This window comes from Streptococcus taonis, from assembly GCF_029948085.1.
GTDB lineage: Bacteria > Bacillota > Bacilli > Lactobacillales > Streptococcaceae > Streptococcus > Streptococcus taonis.
In genome coordinates this window covers 97,867-119,642 of sequence record NZ_JARZZP010000002.1, presented here as the reverse complement: position 1 = coordinate 119,642, position 21,776 = coordinate 97,867, and the positions used below count along the sequence as shown (strand labels likewise).

General features: G+C 39.7%; 23 protein-coding genes and 1 pseudogene. 23 read left to right on the top strand and 1 reads right to left on the bottom strand.

Annotation, left to right across the window (positions count from 1 at the left end):
• Window positions 1-39 precede the first annotated feature (39 nt).
• The 19 genes and pseudogenes from QEZ38_RS01485 to QEZ38_RS01395 all read left to right on the top strand — a co-directional run.
• Window positions 40-633 (top strand): annotated as a pseudogene (locus QEZ38_RS01485) (ATP-dependent Clp protease proteolytic subunit); the annotation flags it as partial.
• A gap of 75 nt (window positions 634-708) precedes the next feature.
• A complete protein-coding gene (locus QEZ38_RS01480; protein ID WP_000486587.1) occupies window positions 709-978 on the top strand; it encodes a YlbG family protein in 270 nt (89 codons plus the stop codon).
• 87 nt (window positions 979-1,065) lie between these two features.
• A complete protein-coding gene (locus QEZ38_RS01475) occupies window positions 1,066-2,226 on the top strand; it encodes an ABC transporter substrate-binding protein (RefSeq protein ID WP_281334786.1) in 1,161 nt (386 codons plus the stop codon).
• A gap of 115 nt (window positions 2,227-2,341) precedes the next feature.
• Window positions 2,342-3,211: a branched-chain amino acid ABC transporter permease gene (locus QEZ38_RS01470; RefSeq protein WP_281334785.1), complete on the top strand. Its 870-nt coding sequence runs from the start codon at window positions 2,342-2,344 to the stop codon at window positions 3,209-3,211.
• 3 nt (window positions 3,212-3,214) lie between these two features.
• Window positions 3,215-4,171: a branched-chain amino acid ABC transporter permease gene (locus QEZ38_RS01465; RefSeq protein WP_281334784.1), complete on the top strand. Its 957-nt coding sequence runs from the start codon at window positions 3,215-3,217 to the stop codon at window positions 4,169-4,171.
• Window positions 4,171-4,935, top strand: coding sequence for an ABC transporter ATP-binding protein (locus QEZ38_RS01460; protein ID WP_049503117.1), 765 nt, complete (start codon window positions 4,171-4,173; stop codon window positions 4,933-4,935). Before QEZ38_RS01465 ends, QEZ38_RS01460 begins: the two co-directional genes overlap by 1 nt.
• Window positions 4,935-5,645: an ABC transporter ATP-binding protein gene (locus tag QEZ38_RS01455; protein WP_281334783.1), complete on the top strand. Its 711-nt coding sequence runs from the start codon at window positions 4,935-4,937 to the stop codon at window positions 5,643-5,645. The genes QEZ38_RS01460 and QEZ38_RS01455 overlap by 1 nt, the downstream gene beginning before the upstream one ends.
• Before the next feature lie 354 nt (window positions 5,646-5,999).
• Window positions 6,000-6,656 (top strand): CBS domain-containing protein, encoded by a 657-nt coding sequence (locus QEZ38_RS01450; protein ID WP_223139992.1) that lies wholly within the window; start codon window positions 6,000-6,002, stop codon window positions 6,654-6,656.
• A 128-nt stretch (window positions 6,657-6,784) separates the two neighbouring features.
• Window positions 6,785-7,075 carry a 30S ribosomal protein S6 gene (rpsF, locus tag QEZ38_RS01445; RefSeq protein ID WP_001151786.1) on the top strand — a complete coding sequence of 97 codons (291 nt, stop codon included), beginning with the start codon at window positions 6,785-6,787 and terminating at the stop codon, window positions 7,073-7,075.
• Between the two features lie 11 nt (window positions 7,076-7,086).
• Window positions 7,087-7,557, top strand: a complete 471-nt coding sequence (ssbA, locus tag QEZ38_RS01440) for a single-stranded DNA-binding protein SsbA (protein ID WP_223139991.1) — start codon at window positions 7,087-7,089, stop codon at window positions 7,555-7,557.
• A gap of 32 nt (window positions 7,558-7,589) precedes the next feature.
• Entirely contained in the window at window positions 7,590-7,829 is a 240-nt protein-coding gene (rpsR, locus tag QEZ38_RS01435; protein WP_000068664.1) for a 30S ribosomal protein S18, read from the top strand.
• A gap of 444 nt (window positions 7,830-8,273) precedes the next feature.
• Window positions 8,274-8,777, top strand: coding sequence for a GNAT family N-acetyltransferase (locus tag QEZ38_RS01430; protein ID WP_281334782.1), 504 nt, complete (start codon window positions 8,274-8,276; stop codon window positions 8,775-8,777).
• Window positions 8,778-8,857: 80 nt separating this feature from the next.
• Window positions 8,858-10,258 (top strand): bifunctional Cof-type HAD-IIB family hydrolase/peptidylprolyl isomerase, encoded by a 1,401-nt coding sequence (locus QEZ38_RS01425; RefSeq protein ID WP_281334781.1) that lies wholly within the window; start codon window positions 8,858-8,860, stop codon window positions 10,256-10,258.
• Window position 10,259: 1 nt separating this feature from the next.
• Window positions 10,260-10,622, top strand: a complete 363-nt coding sequence (locus QEZ38_RS01420) for a S1 RNA-binding domain-containing protein (RefSeq protein ID WP_281334780.1) — start codon at window positions 10,260-10,262, stop codon at window positions 10,620-10,622.
• 49 nt (window positions 10,623-10,671) lie between these two features.
• Complete coding sequence (locus QEZ38_RS01415) at window positions 10,672-11,418, top strand: tRNA1(Val) (adenine(37)-N6)-methyltransferase (protein WP_281334779.1); 747 nt, start codon at window positions 10,672-10,674, stop codon at window positions 11,416-11,418.
• Window positions 11,408-11,692 carry a GIY-YIG nuclease family protein gene (locus QEZ38_RS01410; RefSeq protein WP_281334778.1) on the top strand — a complete coding sequence of 95 codons (285 nt, stop codon included), beginning with the start codon at window positions 11,408-11,410 and terminating at the stop codon, window positions 11,690-11,692. The genes QEZ38_RS01415 and QEZ38_RS01410 overlap by 11 nt, the downstream gene beginning before the upstream one ends.
• 84 nt (window positions 11,693-11,776) lie before the next feature.
• Window positions 11,777-12,712: a manganese-dependent inorganic pyrophosphatase gene (locus QEZ38_RS01405; RefSeq protein WP_281334777.1), complete on the top strand. Its 936-nt coding sequence runs from the start codon at window positions 11,777-11,779 to the stop codon at window positions 12,710-12,712.
• Between the two features lie 70 nt (window positions 12,713-12,782).
• Window positions 12,783-13,295 (top strand): YiiX/YebB-like N1pC/P60 family cysteine hydrolase, encoded by a 513-nt coding sequence (locus tag QEZ38_RS01400; protein WP_281334776.1) that lies wholly within the window; start codon window positions 12,783-12,785, stop codon window positions 13,293-13,295.
• Complete coding sequence (locus tag QEZ38_RS01395) at window positions 13,279-13,929, top strand: DUF1803 domain-containing protein (protein ID WP_281334775.1); 651 nt, start codon at window positions 13,279-13,281, stop codon at window positions 13,927-13,929. The genes QEZ38_RS01400 and QEZ38_RS01395 overlap by 17 nt, the downstream gene beginning before the upstream one ends.
• A 34-nt stretch (window positions 13,930-13,963) precedes the next feature.
• Here QEZ38_RS01395 and QEZ38_RS01390 read toward each other — a convergent pair whose 3' ends face one another.
• Complete coding sequence (locus QEZ38_RS01390; protein ID WP_281334774.1) at window positions 13,964-15,409, bottom strand: UDP-N-acetylmuramoyl-L-alanyl-D-glutamate--L-lysine ligase; 1,446 nt, start codon at window positions 15,407-15,409, stop codon at window positions 13,964-13,966.
• Window positions 15,410-15,514: 105 nt separating this feature from the next.
• Here QEZ38_RS01390 and QEZ38_RS01385 point away from each other — a divergent pair, with 105 nt between their 5' ends.
• The 4 genes from QEZ38_RS01385 to QEZ38_RS01370 all read left to right on the top strand — a co-directional run bounded on the left by QEZ38_RS01385 (window position 15,515) and on the right by QEZ38_RS01370 (window position 21,700).
• Window positions 15,515-17,137, top strand: a complete 1,623-nt coding sequence (locus tag QEZ38_RS01385; RefSeq protein WP_281334773.1) for a putative polysaccharide biosynthesis protein — start codon at window positions 15,515-15,517, stop codon at window positions 17,135-17,137.
• Between the two features lie 190 nt (window positions 17,138-17,327).
• Entirely contained in the window at window positions 17,328-19,286 is a 1,959-nt protein-coding gene (locus QEZ38_RS01380) for a peptide ABC transporter substrate-binding protein (protein WP_281334772.1), read from the top strand.
• 145 nt (window positions 19,287-19,431) lie between these two features.
• Window positions 19,432-20,526, top strand: coding sequence for a cystathionine gamma-synthase (locus QEZ38_RS01375; RefSeq protein WP_281334771.1), 1,095 nt, complete (start codon window positions 19,432-19,434; stop codon window positions 20,524-20,526).
• A gap of 7 nt (window positions 20,527-20,533) precedes the next feature.
• The gene (locus QEZ38_RS01370; RefSeq protein WP_281334770.1) at window positions 20,534-21,700 is read left to right on the top strand and encodes a MalY/PatB family protein; all 1,167 of its coding nucleotides are present in this window, start codon (window positions 20,534-20,536) and stop codon (window positions 21,698-21,700) included.
• The last annotated feature ends 76 nt before the right edge of the window (window positions 21,701-21,776 follow it).

Genomic DNA, 21,776 nt, shown 5'->3' with positions numbered 1-21,776 from the left:
AGTCGTTTGACTAAGAAAAATTGAAATCAGAAGGAGAAATCAATGATTCCTGTAGTAATTGAACAAACAAGTCGTGGGGAACGTTCCTACGATATCTACTCTCGTCTTTTGAAAGACCGCATCATCATGCTGACAGGTCCAGTTGAAGACAATATGGCAAACTCAGTTATTGCCCAGTTGCTCTTCTTGGATGCTCAAGACAGTACTAAAGATATCTACCTCTATGTTAATACACCAGGTGGATCAGTTTCAGCTGGTTTGGCAATTGTAGATACTATGAACTTCATCAAAGCAGACGTACAAACGATTGTTATGGGTATGGCTGCCTCAATGGGAACTATTATCGCATCAAGTGGTGCTAAGGGCAAACGCTTCATGCTTCCAAATGCAGAGTACATGATTCACCAACCGATGGGTGGTACTGGTGGTGGTACGCAACAGACAGATATGGCTATTGTGGCTGAGCACTTGCTTAAAACTCGTAAGACTTTGGAACAAATTCTTGCAGATAATTCTGGTAAATCAGTTGAGCAAATCCATGCAGATGCTGAACGTGATTACTGGATGAGCGCTCAAGAAACACTTGAATATGGTTTCATTGATGAAATCATGGCTAATAATTCTTTGAATTAATCTTTTGAAGCAAACTCGACTGAGTTTGCTTTTTTTGATATAATAGTAAGAAGATTGTTAGAAGGAAGTTGTAATATGTTTCAAAAAGAGAATCGGTCTGGTCTGATTATCTACCTATACTATAATCGTGATGCAAAAAAACTCGATCATTATGGTGATATTTGTTACCACTCTAAAAAACACCGTTATCTGCAACTGTATGTCCCAACAGAAGAAGTGGAAGAACTGGTTAGCCGTTTAGGAAAAGAGAGATTTATCAAAAAAGTGCGACGATGTCATATCCAAGAATTGGAAACTCCCTTTGTTGGTAGTCTCTATAGAAATAGCGAAAACGTTATCATGTAAAAATTAAGATAAATGTGTTGACAATTTTCAGATAATTCGGTATATTCTTAACATGCTATTTATTTAAGAAATAAGGAGACAAAAAAGATGAAGAAAAAATTTGCCTTATCACTTGTAGCTCTTGCAAGTGTAGCTGTTTTAGCAGCTTGTGGAGAAGTGAAGACAGGAGCTTCAAATTCAACTGGTAACCCAGTGGATGAGAAAGTCGTTAAAATCGGTTTCAACTTTGAAGAAACTGGTGCAGTAGCATCTTACGGTACATCTGAGCAAAAGGGTGCTCAACTTGCAGTTGATGAAATCAACGCTGCAGGTGGTATTGATGGTAAACAAATCGAAGTAGTAGATAAAGATAACAAATCTGAAACTGCTGAAGCTGCTTCTGTTTCAACAAACCTTGTTACTCAATCTAAAGTAGCAGCTATCGTAGGACCTGCAACTTCAGGTGCAACCGCAGCAGCAGTAGCAAATGCTACACAAGCTGGGGTTCCATTGATTTCTCCAAGTGCTACTCAAGATGGTTTGACAAAAGGTCAAGATTTCCTTTTCATCGGAACATTCCAAGATAGCTTCCAAGGGAAAATCATTTCTAACTATGTTACAAACAAGTTGAACGCTAAGAAAGTTGTCTTGTATACTGATAACTCAAGCGACTACGCTAAAGGAATTGCAAAATCATTCCGTGATTCATTCTCAGGCGAAATCGTAGCAGATGAAACGTTTGTATCAGGTGACACTGACTTCCAAGCAGCTTTGACAAAAATCAAAGATAAAGACTTTGATGCAATCGTATTGCCAGGTTACTACACAGAAGCTGGTAAGATTGTAAACCAAGCTCGTGGTATGGGAATTGATAAACCAATCATTGGTGGTGACGGATTTAACGGTGCAGAGTTTGTTCAACAAGCAACAGCTGAACGCGCATCAAATATCTACTTCATCTCAGGTTTCTCAACTACTGTAGAGGTTTCAGCAAAAGCAAAAGCCTTCCTTGAAGCTTACCGTGCAAAATACAACGAAGATCCTTCAACATTTGCAGCTCTTGCTTATGACTCAGTTTACCTTGTAGCTAATGCAGCAAAAGGTGCAAAAACTTCAGTTGATATCAAGAACAATCTTGCTAAAACACAAAACTTTGAAGGTGTTACAGGTCAAACAAGCTTTGATGCAGATCACAACACTGTGAAAACAGCCTTCATGATGACCATGAATAATGGTAAAGTAGAAGCGGCAGAAGTCGTAAAACCATAATTATAGATACAGGAAATGGGGAATGAGCTTTTACTCACTCCCTGTTTCGGTGTTTATGAAAGGATTATTTTTTTATAAAAATCCTAAAAAATAAAACTTAGAAAGAGTGAACCATATGCTTCAACAACTTGTCAATGGTCTAATCTTGGGGAGTGTCTATGCACTACTAGCCCTAGGTTATACTATGGTTTATGGAATTATCAAGCTCATTAACTTTGCCCACGGTGATATTTATATGATGGGTGCTTTCATGGGTTATTTCTTTATTAATTCCTTGCAATTAAATTTCTTTGTTGCCTTGATCTTATCGATGATCGGAACGGCAATTCTCGGTGTTATCATTGAGTTTCTTGCTTATCGTCCATTACGTCATTCAACTCGTATCTCTGTATTGATTACAGCCATCGGGGTTTCCTTCTTACTGGAGTATGGGATGGTCTATCTGGTAGGCGCCAATACACGTGCCTTCCCTCAAGCAATCCAAACAGTGCGTTATGACTTGGGACCAATTAGTTTAACAAATATTCAATTGTTAATTTTGACTGTCTCACTTGTTTTGATGGTTCTTCTACAACTCATCGTACAAAAAACCAAGATGGGGAAAGCCATGCGTGCCGTTTCTGTAGATAGTGATGCTGCTCAGTTGATGGGGATTAACGTGAACCGTACAATCAGTTTCACCTTTGCATTGGGTTCAGCTCTAGCTGGTGCAGCGGGTGTCTTGATTGCACTTTACTATAACTCTCTTGAACCATTGATGGGAATGACTCCAGGTATTAAATCATTTGTGGCTGCCGTTCTTGGTGGTATCGGAATTATCCCTGGTGCAGCTCTGGGTGGCTTGGTTATTGGTCTTTTGGAGACATTTGCTACCGCCTTCGGAATGTCAGATTTCCGTGATGCCATCGTGTATGGAATCTTGCTCTTAATCTTGATTGTTCGTCCAGCTGGTATCCTCGGTAAGAATGTGAAAGAGAAGGTGTAAACAATGAAAGAAAATTTAAAAGTTAATATTCTATGGTTATTCCTTTTGTTGCTTGGATATGGTTTGATTAGCCTATTGGTTTCAGTAGGAGTCTTGAACCTTTTCCATATTCAGATTATTGAACAAATCGGTATCAATATTATTCTAGCAGTAGGTCTTAACCTAATCGTTGGGTTCTCTGGTCAGTTTTCACTTGGACATGCTGGATTTATGGCTATTGGTGCCTATGCAGCAGCCATTATCGGATCAAAATCTCCAACCTATGGTGCATTCTTTGGAGCTATGTTACTTGGTGCCATTATTGCTGGTCTGGTTGCCTTGGTCGTTGGAATTCCAACCCTACGTTTGAAGGGTGACTACCTTGCAGTTGCAACTTTAGGTGTTGCTGAAATTATTCGTATCTTTATTATTAATGGTGGAAGCCTTACAAACGGTGCTGCTGGTATTTTGGGGATTCCTAGCTTTACAACTTGGCAAATGGTATATTTCTTTGCTGTGATTACAACGATTGCTACTCTCAATTTCCTTCGTAGTCCTATCGGGCGTTTAACTTTATCTGTTCGTGAAGATGAGATTGCTGCTGAGTCAGTAGGGGTAAATACTACAAAAATTAAAATCATCGCTTTTGTTTTTGGTGCTGTTACTGCAAGTATCGCAGGTACTCTTCAGTCAGGATTTATTGGATCAGTCGTACCAAAAGATTATACGTTTATCAACTCTATCAATGTTTTGATTATCGTTGTATTCGGTGGTTTAGGATCCATTACAGGGGCAATTGTTGCGGCGATCGTGCTTGGAATCTTGAACATGCTCCTTCAAGACGTGGCTAGCGTTCGTATGATTATCTATGCTTTGGCCTTGGTACTCGTTATGATATTCAGACCAGGTGGTCTTCTTGGGACATGGGAATTGAGCCTATCACGTCTCTTTAAAAAAGGTAAGAAGGAGGGACAAAACTAATGGCATTACTTGAAGTAAAAAATTTAACCAAACATTTTGGTGGTCTGACAGCCGTTGGGGACGTCACTCTCGAATTGAACGAAGGTGAACTTGTTGGTTTGATTGGACCTAATGGTGCTGGGAAAACAACCCTCTTCAACTTGTTGACAGGTGTTTATGAACCAAGCGAAGGGACAGTAACCTTGGATGGTCACTTGTTAAATGGCAAGCAACCCTATAAAATCGCATCTCTTGGTTTAGGGCGTACCTTCCAAAATATCCGCCTTTTTAAGGACTTGACAGTTTTGGATAACGTTCTGATTGCATTTAGTAATCATCATAAACAACATGTTTTTGCAAGTTTCTTGCGCTTACCAGCTTTTTATAAGAATGAAAAAGAATTGAAAGCTAAAGCCTTAGAATTACTAAAAATCTTTGATTTGGATGGAGATGCTGAAACTTTAGCTAAAAATTTAGCCTATGGTCAACAACGTCGTTTGGAAATTGTTCGTGCTCTTGCTACAGAACCTAAAATCCTTTTCTTGGATGAGCCTGCAGCAGGTATGAATCCACAAGAAACTGCAGAATTGACTGAGTTGATTCGTCGCATCAAGGATGAATTCAACATTACTATCATGCTGATTGAACATGATATGAACTTGGTTATGGAAGTTACTGAGCGTATCTATGTTCTTGAGTACGGTCGTTTGATTGCTCATGGAACACCAGATGAAATCAAGAGTAATAAACGTGTTATCGAAGCTTATCTAGGAGGTGAAGCCTAATGTCTATGTTAAAAGTTGAAAACCTCTCAGTACACTATGGTATGATTCAAGCTGTACGCGATGTGAGCTTTGAAGTAAATGAAGGAGAAGTTGTTTCCCTTATCGGTGCAAACGGTGCTGGTAAAACAACTATCCTTCGTACCTTGTCAGGACTTGTTCGTCCAAGTTCTGGTAAAATTGAATTTTTGGGACAAGAAATCCAAAAGATGCCTGCACAAAAAATTGTGGCATCAGGACTTTCTCAAGTACCAGAAGGACGTCACGTCTTCCCTGGTTTGACAGTTATAGAAAACTTGGAGATGGGAGCTTTTCTTAAGAAAAATCGTGAAGAGAATCAAGCAAATTTGAAGAAAGTCTTTTCACGTTTCCCGCGTTTGGAAGAACGTAAAAACCAAGATGCAGCTACCCTTTCTGGTGGTGAGCAACAGATGCTTGCTATGGGACGTGCGCTTATGTCAACGCCTAAACTTCTTCTCTTAGATGAACCATCAATGGGGCTTGCACCAATTTTCATCCAAGAAATTTTTGATATCATCCAAGATATTCAAAAACAAGGTACAACTGTTCTTTTGATCGAGCAAAATGCCAATAAAGCACTAGCCATCGCAGATCGAGGCTATGTTCTTGAAACAGGTAAAATCGTTCTTTCAGGAACAGGTAAAGAACTCGCAGCATCAGACGAAGTCAGAAAAGCATATCTAGGTGGCTAAAAAGGTCTGGGGGACCTTTTTAGTCGGCGGATAAGGATTACGTAGTAATCTTCGCATAGTCTGGGAGACTAGTTTAGGTTGCGAATAAGGATTGCGCCAGCAATCCACATTAGTCCGTGGGACCTTTTTAGTCGGCGGATAGAGATTGCTTGGCAATCATCAGAACCAGTGGATTGTGTTAGTGCGCGGGAAAGATTACTAAACAAATTACATAATCATAAGATTGAGAGCTCTAATCTAGGGCTCTTTTTATAGTATTTCAGAGTTTTCAGAATCTTGAAAAAGAGATGAAAGCGTTTGATTGATTTTCGTAAAAAGTGTATAATAAAGCTATAAACATAAAGGAGAGTTCCTATGGCAGTTAAAGATTTTATGACACGAAAGGTCGTATATATTAGCCCAGATACGACTGTAGCACATGCAGCAGACTTGATGCGCGAACAAGGTTTACATCGTCTTCCTGTTATTGAAAATGATAAATTAGTTGGCCTAGTAACAGAAGGAACAATTGCTGAAGCCAGTCCATCAAAAGCAACGAGTCTTTCAATCTTTGAGATGAATTACTTGCTCAATAAAACAAAAGTAAAAGACGTCATGATTCGTGATGTTGTAACTGTCTCAGGTTATGCAAGTTTGGAAGATGCAACCTACCTTATGCTGAAAAATAAGATTGGAATCTTGCCAGTTATTGATAATGGACAAGTCTATGGTGTCATTACTGACCGTGATGTTTTCAGAGCATTTCTTGAAATTTCTGGTTATGGCGAAGAGGGAATCCGTGTTCGTTTTATCACAGAAAATGAAGTTGGGGTACTTGGTAAGATTGTTTCTTTAATCGTTGAGGAAAATCTAAATATTTCTCATACTGTTAATATTCCACGTAAAGATGGTAAGATTGTTATCGAAGTTCAAATTGAGGGAACGGTTGATCTAGCTACCTTTAAACAGAAATTTGAATCTGAGAATATTCAGGTTGAAGAAATTACACAAACTTCTGCAAAAAAACTGTAAAAAATAAAATAGAAGCAGTTTTTACTTGCGAAAAAAATTTTTTTCTAGTATAATAATTTATTGTGAGCAAACCTCACTTACCCCTTGCAAAGTCTTGGGGTCATTAGACCAAAAGGAGGAACATATCAATGGCTAAATACGAAATTCTTTATATCATTCGTCCAAACATTGAAGAAGAAGCGAAAAACGCTTTGGTAGCACGTTTTGACTCTATCTTGACTGACAACGGTGCAACTGTTGTTGAATCAAAAACATGGGAAAAACGTCGTCTTGCATACGAAATTCAAGATTTCCGCGAAGGACTTTACCACATCGTTAACGTTGAAGCAAATGATGATGCAGCTCTTAAAGAGTTTGACCGTCTTTCAAAAATCAACGCTGACATTCTTCGTCACATGATCGTCAAAACTGACGCGTAAGAAGGTAGATTATGATTAACAATGTTGTACTTGTAGGGCGTATGACTCGTGACGCTGAGTTGCGTTATACCCCATCAAATGTAGCAGTTGCGACTTTTACTCTTGCAGTAAACCGTACATTTAAGAGTCAAAATGGCGAACGTGAGGCTGATTTTATCAATGTCGTTATGTGGCGCCAACAGGCTGAAAATCTTGCTAATTGGGCTAAAAAAGGCTCACTTATCGGGGTGACAGGTCGTATTCAGACTCGTAGTTACGATAACCAGCAAGGACAACGTGTCTACGTGACGGAAGTCGTGGCTGAGAATTTCCAAATGTTGGAAAGCCGTAGTGTGCGTGAAGGACATACTGGTGGATCTTATTCTGCACCAAGTTCAAACTATTCAGCACCTACTCAATCAGTACCTGACTTTTCACGTGATGAAAATCCATTCGGAACAACGAATCCTTTGGATATTTCAGATGATGATTTACCATTCTAATGGACAATTAATACTATAAAGGAGAAAAAAACATGGCTCAACAACGTCGTGGCGGATTCAAACGCCGTAAAAAAGTTGATTACATCGCAGCAAACAAAATTGAATATGTTGATTACAAAGATACTGAGCTTCTTAGCCGTTTCGTTTCAGAACGTGGGAAAATCCTTCCTCGTCGTGTAACAGGAACTTCAGCTAAAAACCAACGTAAAGTAACAACAGCTATCAAACGCGCTCGCGTAATGGCTTTGATGCCTTTCGTAAACGAAGATTAAAAAAGAGGTCCGGGTGGACCTCTTTTTCAGACCCCGACGGGTCTTTTTTTCACGAGCATAGAAATGTGAAAGCAAGTTGAGGTCCGGGGGACCTCTTTTTCAGACCCGTTTGGATCTTTTTTTCAGGTCCAGTGGACCTCTTTTTCATGAGCATGAAAACAAGAAAGCGAATTAAGACCCCGACGGGTCTTTTTTTCACGAGCATAGAAATGTGAAAGCGAGTTGAGGTCCGGGAGACCTCTTTTTCAGACCCGGTTGGGTCTTTTTTTCACGAGCCTTGAAATGAGAGAGCGAGTTTGGGTCCGGATGGACCTCTTTTTCATGAGCTCGGAAATAAGAAAGCGAATTGAGACTCGGTTGGGTCTTTTTCCACGAGATAGTTTTTTTTTCTGACCTTGGCGTGCTATAATGGTAATAAAAAGAGTAAAGGTGGGTAAGTCAAAGATGAATTGTACGATTAGAAATATGATTAAGTCTGATATTGAATCCTTATCTCATGGATTTATGAATCAAGGTTGGCCTACTAGAGAAGAAATCTTAGCTAGCTATTTTTGGGAGCAAGCAAGTGGCGACAGAGAAGTCTTAGTTGCAGAGATTGGTGGTGCTGTAGCGGGCTACGTTACCATTTTGCCCTCTGCTAAACATGGTCCTTTTGCAGAAGTCTATCCAGAATTATCAGATTTTAATGTGTTTGAGCCTTTTCGAAATCAAGGGATTGGGAATCAACTGCTAGAAGAAGCAGAAAAACGAGTCAAGTTTGTTTCGAGTAAGGTCACTCTTGGTGTAGGTTTGCACTTAGGCTATGGCCCTGCCCAGAGATTGTATATCAGACGGGGCTACATTCCAGATGGGACAGGTGTCTGGTATCGAAATCAACCCTTGGAAATGAATGCAACTAGCCAAAATAATGATGATTTGGTTTTGTATCTAGTAAAGGAATTCGGATAAGAGACAAGGATTTTATTGGGGATGTGGGATTTCTCTACTTTATGGTATAATGGAAAGAGTGAATTGAAGGAGGTAATGAGATGGATGCGAAATTAAGATATAAGGCAAAAAAGATAAAGATTATTTTTTTTGATATTGATGATACTTTGCGAAACTCAAAGACTGGTTTTATCCCAACCTCAATTCCAACAGTATTTCAACAATTACGTGAAAAAGGTATTTTGACTGGGATTGCGACTGGTCGTGGGATTTTCGGTGTCGTGCCAGAGATTCGCGAACTTAAACCTGACTTTTTTGTTACTCTGAATGGTGCCTATATTGAGGATAAAAAAGGCAATGTGATTGATAGTAACAAAATTTCTAAAGATAAGGTTGAAACCTATATTGCTTGGACCAAGGAAGTTGGGATTGACTATGGTTTAGTTGGTAGTCATACTGCTAAACTCTCTACTAGAACTGAGTTGATTAGTGAGGCCATTGATCCAATTTATCCCGACTTGGATGTTGATCCTGATTTTTATGAAAAAGAAGACATCTATCAGATGTGGACCTTTGAGGATCGGGGAGATGACCTGACTTTGCCTGAAAGTTTAGCATCGACTTTGCGCATGGTACGCTGGCATGAACATTCGTCAGATGTGGTACCAATTTCAGGTTCAAAAGCAGCTGGTGTAGCAAAAGTTGTAGAACATTTAGGTCTTAAACCTGAGAACGTCATGGTCTTTGGGGATGGACTGAACGATTTGGAGCTTTTTGATTATGCAGGTATTAGTGTTGCCATGGGCATTTCTCATGACAAAATCAAAGAAAAAGCAGATTATATTACAAAAACATTAGAAGAAGATGGCATTTTTGATGCCTTAGAAGGATTTGGTATGGTAGAAAAAGAATTGCATTTCCCACAAGTAGACATTGAAACAGTAGAAGGTCCTATCGCGACTATTAAGACCAATCACGGAGACTTGCGTATCAAGCTTTTCCCTGAACATGCTCCTAAAACAGTGGCTAACTTTGTTGCTCTTTCAAAAGATGGCTACTATGATGGTGTCATTTTCCACCGTATTATCAAGGACTTTATGATTCAAGGTGGAGATCCAACTGGAACTGGTATGGGTGGCGAGTCAATCTACGGCGAATCATTTGAGGATGAGTTCTCAGAAGAACTTTACAATATCCGTGGTGCTCTTTCTATGGCTAATGCTGGTCCAAATACCAATGGTAGCCAGTTCTTTATCGTCCAAAACCAGCATCTGCCTTATTCTAAGAAAGAAATTGCTCGTGGTGGTTGGCCAGAGCCAATTGCGGAGATTTATGCAGAACAAGGTGGAACTCCTCATCTAGACCGTCGTCATACTGTATTCGGTCAACTTGCGGATGAAGCTTCTTATGAAGTTCTGGATACAATTGCAGGTGTAGAAACAGGTGCAATGGACAAGCCAGTTGAAGATGTCGTTATCGAAACGATTGAAATCGAGGACTAGGATGAAAATAGGTGATAAGCTAACAGGGCGAATTACAGGGATTCAGTCTTATGGAGCCTTTGTAGAGTTAGAGACTGGTATCACAGGCTTGATTCATATTTCTGAAATTCGTACAGGATTTATTGAGAATATTTATGATGTACTGAAAATTGGTGAAGAAGTCCAAGTACAGGTTGTCGATTTGGACGAATATACAGGGAAAGCAAGTCTTTCTATTCGGACTTTGGAAGAAGAGAAACATCAATTACCGAGACGGAGACGTTTTTCAAGTGACCGTGTCAAATACGGATTTGCTCCTTTGGCTCGCATGATGCCTATCTGGACAAAGGAAGCCATCTCGAATCTAAATAAGAAGAATTCGTGAATGATTTCTTACTTCTTGCAATGTTAATATAGTTTGTTATAATGGAAGTATGGTAGAAGAATTATTAAAATCAGGAGAGAGAATCAACCAGCTCTTTTCTACAGATATCAAGATTATTCAAAATAGAGAGGTTTTCAGCTATTCGGTGGATAGTGTACTTTTGTCACGCTTTCCTCGCTTTCCTAAAAATGGCTTGATTGTGGATTTTTGTGCAGGTAATGGTGCTGTAGGGCTTTTTGCTAGTAGCCGGACCAAGGCTAAAATCTTGTCTGTCGAAATTCAGGAACGATTGGCGGATATGGCAGACCGGTCAGTCCGATTAAATGGCTTAGAAGAACAGATGCAGGTCATTTGTGATGATTTGAAAAATATGCCTGCTTACATTCAGGGGAGCAAGGTTGATTTGATTTTATGCAATCCTCCTTATTTTAAAGTGGATCCAAATTCTAATCTGAACGAAAGTGAGCATTACCTTTTAGCTCGGCATGAAATTACAACCAATCTTAAGGAAATCTGTCGTAGTGCCCAAAGTATTCTCAAATCCAATGGGCGTTTAGCCATGGTTCATCGTCCAGATAGATTATTAGATATCTTAGATACGCTTCAACAGCATAATCTAGCTCCAAAGCGTCTGCAATTTGTTTACCCTAAACGGGAGAAAGAAGCCAATATGCTTTTGATCGAGGCTATCAAGGACGGCTCCACTAGTGGTTTTAAGGTTCTGCCACCACTCATTGTTCATAATGATGATGGTTCCTATACTCCAGAAATTCAAGAGATTTACTATGGAACATAAGGCTTACATGTATGTGGTAGAGTGTTGTGATGGTACCTACTATACTGGCTATACAACGGATGTCAAAAAAAGAATCGCCGTTCACAATAGTGGTAAGGGAGCCAAGTACACACGAGCTCGCTTGCCAGTAAAACTTATCTATGTAGAAGGTTTCGATAGTAAAGAAGAAGCCATGTCAGCCGAAGCGCTTCTAAAACGTAAGAAGAGGCCACAGAAGGAAAGATTTTTATCTGACAACCAAGAAAAAAATTTAATCAGTCATTTTGAAGAGTAGAGGGGAGTTCTTTGACTCCTCTTACTTTTGTCAAAAATTGAAAAAAATGCTACAATAAAGAGAATAAAGAAACGAGGTATTATCATGTCTAAGATTCTAGTATTTGGTCACCAAAATCCAGATTCAGATGCCATCGGGTCATCTGTAGCTTTTGCGTATCTTGCAAAAGAAGCTTATGGCTTGGATACAGAAGCGGTGGCTCTTGGAACTCCAAATGAAGAAACAGCTTTCGTATTGAACTATTTTGGTGTGGAAGCACCGCGCGTGATCACATCTGCTAAATCAGAAGGTGCAGAACAAGTTATCTTAACAGACCACAATGAATTCCAACAATCAGTTTCAGATATCGCTGAAGTAGAAGTTTACGGTGTTGTGGATCACCACCGTGTAGCTAACTTTGAAACTGCAAGCCCACTTTACATGCGCTTGGAGCCAGTTGGATCAGCATCTTCTATCGTATACCGTATGTTCAAAGAACACGGTGTAGCTGTTCCAAAAGAAATTGCAGGTTTGATGCTTTCAGGTTTGATTTCAGATACCCTTCTTTTGAAATCTCCAACAACTCACCCATCTGATAAGGTGATTGCGCCTGAATTGGCTGAATTGGCTGGAGTTAATTTGGAAGAATACGGTCTTGCAATGCTCAAGGCTGGTACAAACTTGGCAAGCAAGTCAGCAGAAGAATTGATTGACATCGATGCGAAAACTTTTGAACTCAACGGAAATAATGTCCGTGTGGCTCAAGTCAATACAGTTGATATTGCTGAAGTTTTGGAACGCCAAGCTGAAATCGAAGCAGCCATCCAGGCCGCAAATGCAGCTAACGGATACTCTGACTTTGTCTTGATGATCACAGATATCGTTAACTCAAACTCAGAAATCCTTGCTCTTGGATCAAACATGGACAAGGTGGAAGCAGCCTTTAACTTCAAACTTGAAAATAACCACGCTTTCCTTCCAGGTGCTGTTTCACGTAAGAAACAAGTGGTACCACAATTGACAGAAAGCTTTAATGCTTAATTGTAATATAAAAATGGGGATACCCATTGTTAAAAAGGAGTCTCGACTCCTTTTTTGCTAGGAGAGAAGTATGTTAGAAAATGGCGATTTGATTTTTGTGAAAGATGATTCGGATATAGGACAGGCCATTCAGGAATCTACTGGTAACTATAGCCATGTGGCCATCTTTTTGGACGGACAGGTCTATCATGCAACTACGGAAGGCGGAGTCATTGCCCAATCTCCTGAAGATTTCTTTGAAGCTGAGAAAGTCTATGACCTTTATCGCTATCTAAAAATGGATCAAAAAGAAGTCAAAAAGCTGGCAGAGAGCCTTTTAGGGACTCCCTATAATTTCTCTTTTTATCCCGACGGAGATGGTTTCTACTGTTCCCAGTTCATCGCTGAACTACTCCCTACTTTTGATACCATTCCCATTAAGTTTGGGGATGATACACAGGAAATCAGTGATTTTTGGAGAGAATATTATCGAGAGTTGGGGCTTCCTGTACCTCTGAATCAGCCTGGCACTAACCCGAGTCAATTAGCAGCATCACCACTTTTAGTTTGTAAAGAAAGGAATCTTCATGATTCAGATTTTTAATCCATCTCGCTTGACGCGTCAACCATTCTTTAGAGATTTGGTTGACTATCTTGATCAGCATGATGATGTTATTCTCCGTGAAATCAAGGCTCAGTTTCCAGGGGTTGCAGTTGACAAGTACTTGGAGGAATACATTAAAGCTGGTTTCATTCTTCGAGAAAACAAACGCTATTATCTCAATCTCCCATTTCTAGAATCTACAGAATCTCTTGAACTAGACCAAGAAGTCTTTGTGAGAGATGATAGTCCTATCTATCTAGAAATCCTGGAGAAACATTTTCAGACGGAATTACGCAATCAAACCAATGCAGCTATCCTAGAAGAGTATACGGATTTTGCTAGGGAAAAAATGACCTTGTCTAATTATTTTTATAAGGTTAAGCACCAGTATCCGCTGACAGAAGAACAGCAGAAACTCTATGCTGTTTTGGGGGATGTCAATCCTGAGTATGCTCTCAAGTATATGACAACCTTTTTGCTCAAATTCCTCAAAAAAGACCAACTAATGCAGAAACGTCGTGATATCTTTGTAGATAGTTTAGTTTTGTTAGGCTACATCGTTCAAAATGTAGATGGGAAATATGAGTTGGCTGTCGAATTTGATAAGGAACGATTCATCTTTATAAAAAAATAAAGGCTAGGGATTTTCCTAGCCTTCTTTAAATTTACTATAGATAACGTTCTGCGATAGCTGCATCTCCAGGGTAGTCTTCCTTCTTGCCTTGGACGATTTGGTAGCAATCAGCTCCTTTACCAGCGATAATGACCGCATCTTCAGCTTGGCTCGTAATAGCCATAGCAGTCTTGATAGCTTGCTCACGGTCGGCAATCTTTTCAACAGGATGATGGATATAGCTACTGATTTCATCTGCAATGGCCATTGGATCTTCGTAGTTTGGATCATCAGCTGTTAGAAAGACTTGAATTTCAGGATGTTGATCGAGGAGAAGTCCAAAGTCCTTGCGACGGCTTTCTCCCTTGTTTCCAGTTGAACCGAGAACTAGAGCTATCTTTCCGGTCTGATGTGTTTCAACGACAGAGATTAGTTTTTTAAGACTGTCACCATTGTGGGCGTAATCAATGAAAACTTTTGCACCATTTTTCTGAGTGAGGACTTCCATTCGACCAGGAACACGTGTTGCTGCAATTCCTTTTTTGATGTCATCCAGACTAGCACCTAGACGAAGACAAGCCAGCCCAGCTGCGACGGCATTTTCTTGGTTGAAGTGCCCAATCAACTGAATATCATAGTCTCCTGCTAATTTACCAGTAGCTGAGAAGCTAAAGGCTTTGGAGTTTTCGATTTGGTTACTTGACTGGCTACCATAGAAGTCATGTTCTTGATTTTCTACTTGTTCCTTCAAGACTGAAAAATGGTCCATATCACTATTAATGACAACTGCTCGGCTATTTTTCATCAAGAGACGCTTGTGATAGAAGTAGTCTTCAAAGTTAGGATGCTCAATTGGACCAATATGGTCAGGGGTGATGTTTAGAAAAACTCCCACGTCGAAAGTTAAACCATATACTCGATTGACCAGATAAGCTTGGCTGGAAACTTCCATTACCAGATGGGTTCTACCATTCTTAACCGCTTGAGCCATCATATTAAAGAGATCAATATTTTCAGGTGTTGAAAAGGAAGATTTAAAGAATGTCTTACCATCTAAAGTTGTATTCATTGTCGACAAGAGGGCTGTTGGGTAGCGTTGAGACAAGATATGATAGGCAAAGTAAGCCGCTGTTGTTTTTCCCTTGGTTCCTGTAAAGGCTAGAATTTTAAGTTTATCCTGCGGATTACCATAAAATTCCATGGCAATCAAGCTCATGGCCTTTTTGATATTGTTAACAACAATAACAGGAATACCTACTTCATAGTCCTGCTCAGCCACGTACCAACCAAGTCCTTGTGCGATAGCTGAAAACAGATATTCTTTTTTAAAGGCAGCTCCTTTGGCAAAAAATAGAGTATTTTCTTTGGTTGTGCGGCTATCGTAACTGATGCTGTCAAAAATAACATCGCTGTAGTTGTAGTGGTAATATCCTTGGTCGATAATCTCACGGAAGAGACCATCCTTCTTTAAAATATCTAATATAGTTTCTATCTTTATCATACTTTCTATTGTATACCTTAAGTCTGAATTTTACAAGTAACAAGGAAAAGTTTATAATGGAAGATAAGGAAGAATTCCTAGTGATTAAAAATGAATGAGGAAGTTATGTCTAACGAAAATAATCATCAGCAGGCCCAGATGTTACGAGGGACTGCTTGGCTTACAGCTAGTAACTTTATCAGTCGCCTGCTCGGAGCTATTTACATCATTCCCTGGTATATCTGGATGGGGACTTATGCCGCTAAGGCCAATGGACTCTTCACTATGGGTTACAATATCTACGCTTGGTTCTTGTTGATTTCGACAGCAGGTATCCCTGTGGCAGTCGCAAAGCAAGTTGCCAAGTATAACACCATGCATGAGGAAGAGCATAGTTTTGCCCTGATTCGGAGTTTCCTAGGCTTTATGACAGGACTTGGTGTGGTCTTTGCTTTAATCTTGTATCTCTTTGCCCCTTGGTTAGCAGATCTTTCTGGTGTTGGTAAGGAGCTCATCCCCATTATGCAGAGTCTAGCTTGGGCTGTCTTGATTTTCCCGTCTATGAGTGTTATCCGTGGATTTTTCCAAGGGATGAATAATCTTAAACCTTATGCCATGAGCCAAATCGCTGAACAGGTCATTCGTGTGATTTGGATGCTCTTAGCAACCTTTATAATCATGAAGTTGGGTTCAAAAGATTATCTATCAGCAGTTACCCAGTCTACCTTTGCGGCCTTTGTGGGAATGGTAGCTAGTTTTGCAGTCTTGATCTATTACCTTTACAAAGAAGGAATGCTTCAAAAAGTTTTTGAAACTCGAGATAAGATTGATAGTAAGGGTCTCTTGGTTGATACCATTAAGGAAGCTATTCCTTTTATCTTGACTGGTTCGGCTATTCAGCTTTTCCAAATCTTGGACCAAAATACCTTTATCAATAGCATGAAGTGGTTTACCAACTATAGTAATGAAGACTTAATTATCATGTTTTCTTATTTCTCTGCTAATCCTAATAAAATCACTATGATTTTGATTTCGGTTGGAGTTTCGATTGGTAGTGTTGGTCTGCCTCTCTTGACGGAGAACTATGTCAAGGGGGATTTGCAGGCAGCTGCTCGTTTGGTGCAAGATAGTATCACCATGCTCTTCTTATTCTTACTTCCAGCAACTGTTGGAGTAGTCATGGTTGGTGAACCTCTCTATACAGTCTTTTACGGTAAGCCAGATAGTTTGGCTATGGGCTTGTTTGTCTTTGCAGTTTTACAGTCAACCATTCTTGGTTTGTACATGGTCTTGTCCCCTATGCTTCAGGCCATGTTCCGTAACCGCAAGGCGGTTCTTTACTTTGTCTATGGATCTATTGCCAAAATCGTTCTACAATTACCATCAATAGCGATTTTCCATAGTTATGGTCCCCTCATTTCAACGACTATCGGTCTCATTATCCCGAATGTCTTGATGTATCGTGATATCTGTCAGGTTACAGGTGCTCGTCGTAAGATTATTCTGAAGCGAACAATCTTAGTTACTATTTTGACTTTAGTCATGTTTATTCTGGTAGGCCTCTTACAATGGATTCTTGGATTTGTTTTCCATCCAACTGGACGTTTCTGGAGCTTCATCTATGTCGCCCTAATCGGAACAATCGGTGGTGGTCTCTACGGAGTCATGTGTCTCTATACTCGTCTCTTGGATAAGATTATTGGACAGGCAAAAGCGGACCAGTTGCGAGAACGCTTGAAAATATCATAATAGTTTATAAATAAAATTAACAATTTGAACTTTCAACTCTAAAAAAGTTTAAATTGTTCATTTTTTATTTAAAAAAGAGAGAAAAAAATAAAAATTGTAGAAAAAAGATTAATTTATGTCTATAATCGCTTGACTAAAAAAAACAATAGCTGTATAATGATACAAATATTTAAATTTGGAGGTTCTGGAAATGAAAAAGTCTAAGGCAAAATATCTGACGCTGGCAGGCCTTGCCCTAAGTGCCGCTCTACTATTGGCGGCTTGTAGCAACTCAGCTAGTTCAACTAAAACATACAACTATGTCTATCCTAGCGATCCGTCTAGTTTGAACTATCTTGCAGAAAACCGTGCAACAACCAATGACATCGTTACCAATTTGGTAGATGGGTTGATGGAAAATGACCAATACGGTAACTACGTTCCATCCTTAGCAGAGGATTGGAGTGTTTCTCAGGACGGTTTGACATACACTTATAAACTTCGTAAAGATGCTAAGTGGTATACCTCTGAAGGTGAAGAATATGCTCCAGTAACTGCCCAAGATTTTGTAACTGGTTTGAAATATGCTGCTGATAAAAAATCCGAAGCTTTGTACCTGGTTCAAGATTCTGTAGCAGGTTTGGATGACTATATCAACGGGAAAACAACTGACTTTTCAACTGTCGGTGTTAAGGCGATTGACGACCAAACAGTTCAGTACACTTTGACACGACCAGAATCTTATTGGAATTCTAAAACAACATCAACCATTCTCTTCCCTGTCAATGCAGACTTCCTGAAATCAAAAGGGGATGATTTTGGTAAGGTAGACCCTTCTAGTATTTTGTACAATGGACCTTTCTTGATGAAATCCTTTGTTTCAAAATCTGTCATCGAATTCAAGAAAAATCCCAACTACTGGGATGAAAAAAATGTCTTTGTGGATGATGTGAAATTGGCCTATTATGATGGTAGTGACCAAGATGCACTAGCTCGTAACTTTGTAGAAGGAGTCTACAGCTACGCACGTCTCTATCCAAATAGCTCAAGCTTTGAAGGAATTAAAGAGAAGAACAAAGATAACATCATTTATAGTATGCAAACCGCAACTTCTTATTACTTGAACTTCAACTTGGACAGAAAATCTTATAACTTCACGTCTAAATCCTCAGATATCGAAAAGAAATCAACTCAAGAAGCAGTTCTGAATAAAAACTTCCGTCAAGCCTTCAACTATGCATACAACCGTACAGCCTATGGAGCTCAATCTCAAGGGGAAGACGGAGCAACGAAGATTATTCGTAACCTGGTTGTACCTCCAACATTTGTAAGTATCAACGGAAAAGACTTTGGCGATGTTGTTTCAGAAAAGATGGTCAACTATGGCCAAGAATGGCAAGGAATCAACTTTGCAGATGCACAAGACCCATACTACAATCCTGACAAGGCTAAGGCTAAGTTTGCAGAAGCTAAGAAAGAATTGGAAGCTAAGGGTGTGCAATTCCCAATCCACTTGGATGTATCAGTTGACCAATCAGCTAAAAAAGGTGTACTTGAAGCAAGCTCTTTGAAACAATCCATCGAATCTGTTCTAGGGGCTGAGAATGTGGTTATCGATATTCAACAATTATCAACAGACGACTATGATAATTCTAGCTACCTCGCTCAAACCGCAGCTCAAAAAGACTTTGATATCTATAATGGTGGTTGGAGTGCGGACTACTTGGATCCTTCAAGTTATCTTGATATCCTAAATGTTAATAATGGGGGTATGTTGCAAAACATTGGTCTAGAACCAGGTGAGGTAAATGACAAGGCTAAGGCAGTTGGACTCGATACTTACACTCAAATGTTAGAAGATGCTAACAAGGAGCAAGAACCAGCAAAACGTTATGAAAAATATGCTGAAGTTCAAGCTTGGCTCGTTGATAGCGCCCTTGCAATTCCAAACGTTTCTCTTGGTGGAACACCGACCTTGAGAAAGACAGTTCCATTCTCATCGCCATTCTCACAAGCAGGAAATAAGGGTGTCGAATCATACAAATATCTCAAGTTGCAAGATAAGACTGTAACGGCTGATGAGTATGAAAAAGCTAAAGAAAAATGGCTAAAAGAAAAAGAAGAATCTAACAAAAAAGCCCAAGAAGAATTAGCAAAACACGTTAAATAATCAGTCAGTGCAACAGGAAAAACGATAGTTTCTCAGGAAGCTATCGTTTTTGTATAGTTTGAAACTATAACTAGCTCTTGAAAACAAGAAAACGAAGGATCCCAAATAAGTGGTACAATAGTTACTATAGATTTGGAGGTATTGTATGAGTAAATCATTTCACATCAACACAATTTTAGCACAAGCAGGGATCAAGTCTGATGAGGCAACAGGTGCTTTGGTTACACCAATTCACTTTTCAACGACTTATCAGCACCCAGAATTTGGTCAATCAACTGGATTTGACTATACCCGCACTAAAAACCCAACTCGTAGCAAGGCAGAGGAAGTCTTAGCAGCTATTGAATCAGCCCACTATGCTCTAGCAACTAGTTCAGGTATGTCTGCGATTGTGTTGGCCTTTAGTGTCTTCCCAGTAGGAAGCAAGGTTTTGGCTGTCCGTGATCTTTACGGTGGTTCTTTCCGCTGGTTCAATCAAGTGGAACAAGAAGGACGTTTCCACTTTACTTATGCAAACACAGAAGAAGAGCTGATTGCCGAGCTAGAAAAGGATGTGGATGTACTTTATATCGAAACACCAACCAACCCTTTGATGTTGGAATTTGATATTGAAAAATTGTCAACATTAGCTCATGCTAAAGGTGCTAAAGTTGTCGTGGACAATACCTTCTACAGTCCAATCTATCAACGTCCAATTGAAGACGGGGCAGATATTGTCCTTCATTCAGCGACAAAATACCTTGCAGGTCATAATGATGTTTTAGCTGGTGTAGTTGTGACAGATAGTGCGGATCTATACGAAAAACTCTTTTACAATCTCAACACGACAGGGGCTGTTTTGTCACCATTTGATAGCTATCAGTTGATTCGTGGTCTTAAGACCTTGTCACTTCGCATGGAGCGCTCGACTGCTAATGCTCAAGAAATCGTAGCCTTTTTGGAACAATCACCTGCTGTCAAAGAAGTCTTGTATACAGGTCGTGGGGGAATGATTTCCTTTAAAGTAGCAGATGAGAAACGTATTCCTCATATCTTAAATACTTTGAAAGTATTTTCTTTTGCTGAAAGTTTAGGTGGGGTAGAAAGTCTGATTACCTACCCAACTACTCAAACCCATGCAGACATTCCTGCAGAGGTTCGCCATTCTTATGGATTGACAGATGACCTCTTGCGCTTGTCTATTGGTATTGAGGATGTTAGAGATTTGATTGAAGACTTGCGTCAAGCCTTGGAAGGATGATAAAACTATGGGAAAATATGATTTTACGACCTTGCCCAATCGTTTTGGACATCATACCTACAAATGGAAAGAAGCAGAGACTGACCGTCAAGTATTGCCAGCCTGGATCGCTGATATGGACTTTGAAGTCTTACCTGAGATTCGTCAGACAGTCCATGACTATGCTGAGCAATTAGTCTATGGCTATACCTATGCTAGTGATGGCTTGATTGAAGCCGTTCAAAACTGGGAGGAAAAACAGCACGGCTATCGCTTTGATAAGGATGCCCTAGTCTTTATCGAAGGAGTAGTACCAGCTATTTCAACAGCCATCCAAGCCTTTACCAAAGAGGGTGAAGCAGTACTCATTAACACACCAGTTTATCCTCCTTTTGCTCGCAGTATTAAGCTTAATAATCGTAGACTAATCACCAACTCTCTAGTAGAAAAAGACGGACTTTTTGAGATTGACTTTGATCAATTAGAGAAAGACTTTGTTGAAGAGGATGTGAAACTTTACGTTCTCTGCAACCCTCATAATCCTGGTGGACGTGTTTGGGAGAAGGAAGTCTTAGAGAAGATTGGACAACTTTGTCAAAAACATGGAGTTTTGTTGGTGTCTGATGAGATTCACCAAGACTTAGCCTTGTTTGGAAACAAACACCAGTCATTCAATACGGTAAATGAAGATTTTAAAGAATTTTCACTGATTTTAAGCAGCGCTACCAAGACCTTCAATATTGCGGGAACAAAGAATTCCTACGCTATTATCGAGAATCCTAAGTTAAGAGTGGCTTTCCAAAAGCGCCAGCTAGCTAATAATCAACATGAAATCTCAGGGTTGGGCTATTTGGCGACAGAAACTGCTTATCGCTATGGGAAGGATTGGCTAGAGGAACTCAAGCAAGTCTTTGAAGACCACATCAATTATGTGGTGGATTTATTTGGAAAAGAGACTAAAATCAAGGTCATGAAACCTCAAGGAACCTATCTCATTTGGCTTGATTTTTCAGCCTACGATATTCGTGATGAAGAATTAAGAAGCCTTTTAAGAGACGAAGCCAAGGTTATCCTGAACAGGGGCTTGGACTTTGGTGAAGAAGGAGCTCTCCATGCTCGCTTAAATGTAGCCATGCCGACATCTGTCTTGGAAGAAGTTTGCCAGCGAATCATTGCTACTTTCGCTAAATTTTAAGAAGCTAGCCTTTTAGGAGAAAAGTACTCCTAGAAGGCTATTTTCGTAAGAAGAAATGTGGTATAATTAAGAGATA

Bases quoted from the DNA above. Each gene is read 5' to 3' on its own strand.
- QEZ38_RS01480 (WP_000486587.1), top strand. From the start codon at position 709: ATGTTTCAAAAAGAGAATCGGTCTGGTCTGATTATCTACCTATACTAT.
- QEZ38_RS01475 (WP_281334786.1), top strand. From the start codon at position 1,066: ATGAAGAAAAAATTTGCCTTATCACTTGTAGCTCTTGCAAGTGTAGCT.
- QEZ38_RS01470 (WP_281334785.1), top strand. From the start codon at position 2,342: ATGCTTCAACAACTTGTCAATGGTCTAATCTTGGGGAGTGTCTATGCA.
- QEZ38_RS01465 (WP_281334784.1), top strand. From the start codon at position 3,215: ATGAAAGAAAATTTAAAAGTTAATATTCTATGGTTATTCCTTTTGTTG.
- QEZ38_RS01460 (WP_049503117.1), top strand. From the start codon at position 4,171: ATGGCATTACTTGAAGTAAAAAATTTAACCAAACATTTTGGTGGTCTG.
- QEZ38_RS01455 (WP_281334783.1), top strand. From the start codon at position 4,935: ATGTCTATGTTAAAAGTTGAAAACCTCTCAGTACACTATGGTATGATT.
- QEZ38_RS01450 (WP_223139992.1), top strand. From the start codon at position 6,000: ATGGCAGTTAAAGATTTTATGACACGAAAGGTCGTATATATTAGCCCA.
- rpsF (WP_001151786.1), top strand. From the start codon at position 6,785: ATGGCTAAATACGAAATTCTTTATATCATTCGTCCAAACATTGAAGAA.
- ssbA (WP_223139991.1), top strand. From the start codon at position 7,087: ATGATTAACAATGTTGTACTTGTAGGGCGTATGACTCGTGACGCTGAG.
- rpsR (WP_000068664.1), top strand. From the start codon at position 7,590: ATGGCTCAACAACGTCGTGGCGGATTCAAACGCCGTAAAAAAGTTGAT.
- QEZ38_RS01430 (WP_281334782.1), top strand. From the start codon at position 8,274: ATGAATTGTACGATTAGAAATATGATTAAGTCTGATATTGAATCCTTA.
- QEZ38_RS01425 (WP_281334781.1), top strand. From the start codon at position 8,858: ATGGATGCGAAATTAAGATATAAGGCAAAAAAGATAAAGATTATTTTT.
- QEZ38_RS01420 (WP_281334780.1), top strand. From the start codon at position 10,260: ATGAAAATAGGTGATAAGCTAACAGGGCGAATTACAGGGATTCAGTCT.
- QEZ38_RS01415 (WP_281334779.1), top strand. From the start codon at position 10,672: ATGGTAGAAGAATTATTAAAATCAGGAGAGAGAATCAACCAGCTCTTT.
- QEZ38_RS01410 (WP_281334778.1), top strand. From the start codon at position 11,408: ATGGAACATAAGGCTTACATGTATGTGGTAGAGTGTTGTGATGGTACC.
- QEZ38_RS01405 (WP_281334777.1), top strand. From the start codon at position 11,777: ATGTCTAAGATTCTAGTATTTGGTCACCAAAATCCAGATTCAGATGCC.
- QEZ38_RS01400 (WP_281334776.1), top strand. From the start codon at position 12,783: ATGTTAGAAAATGGCGATTTGATTTTTGTGAAAGATGATTCGGATATA.
- QEZ38_RS01395 (WP_281334775.1), top strand. From the start codon at position 13,279: ATGATTCAGATTTTTAATCCATCTCGCTTGACGCGTCAACCATTCTTT.
- QEZ38_RS01390 (WP_281334774.1), bottom strand. From the start codon at position 15,409: ATGATAAAGATAGAAACTATATTAGATATTTTAAAGAAGGATGGTCTC.
- QEZ38_RS01385 (WP_281334773.1), top strand. From the start codon at position 15,515: ATGTCTAACGAAAATAATCATCAGCAGGCCCAGATGTTACGAGGGACT.
- QEZ38_RS01380 (WP_281334772.1), top strand. From the start codon at position 17,328: ATGAAAAAGTCTAAGGCAAAATATCTGACGCTGGCAGGCCTTGCCCTA.
- QEZ38_RS01375 (WP_281334771.1), top strand. From the start codon at position 19,432: ATGAGTAAATCATTTCACATCAACACAATTTTAGCACAAGCAGGGATC.
- QEZ38_RS01370 (WP_281334770.1), top strand. From the start codon at position 20,534: ATGGGAAAATATGATTTTACGACCTTGCCCAATCGTTTTGGACATCAT.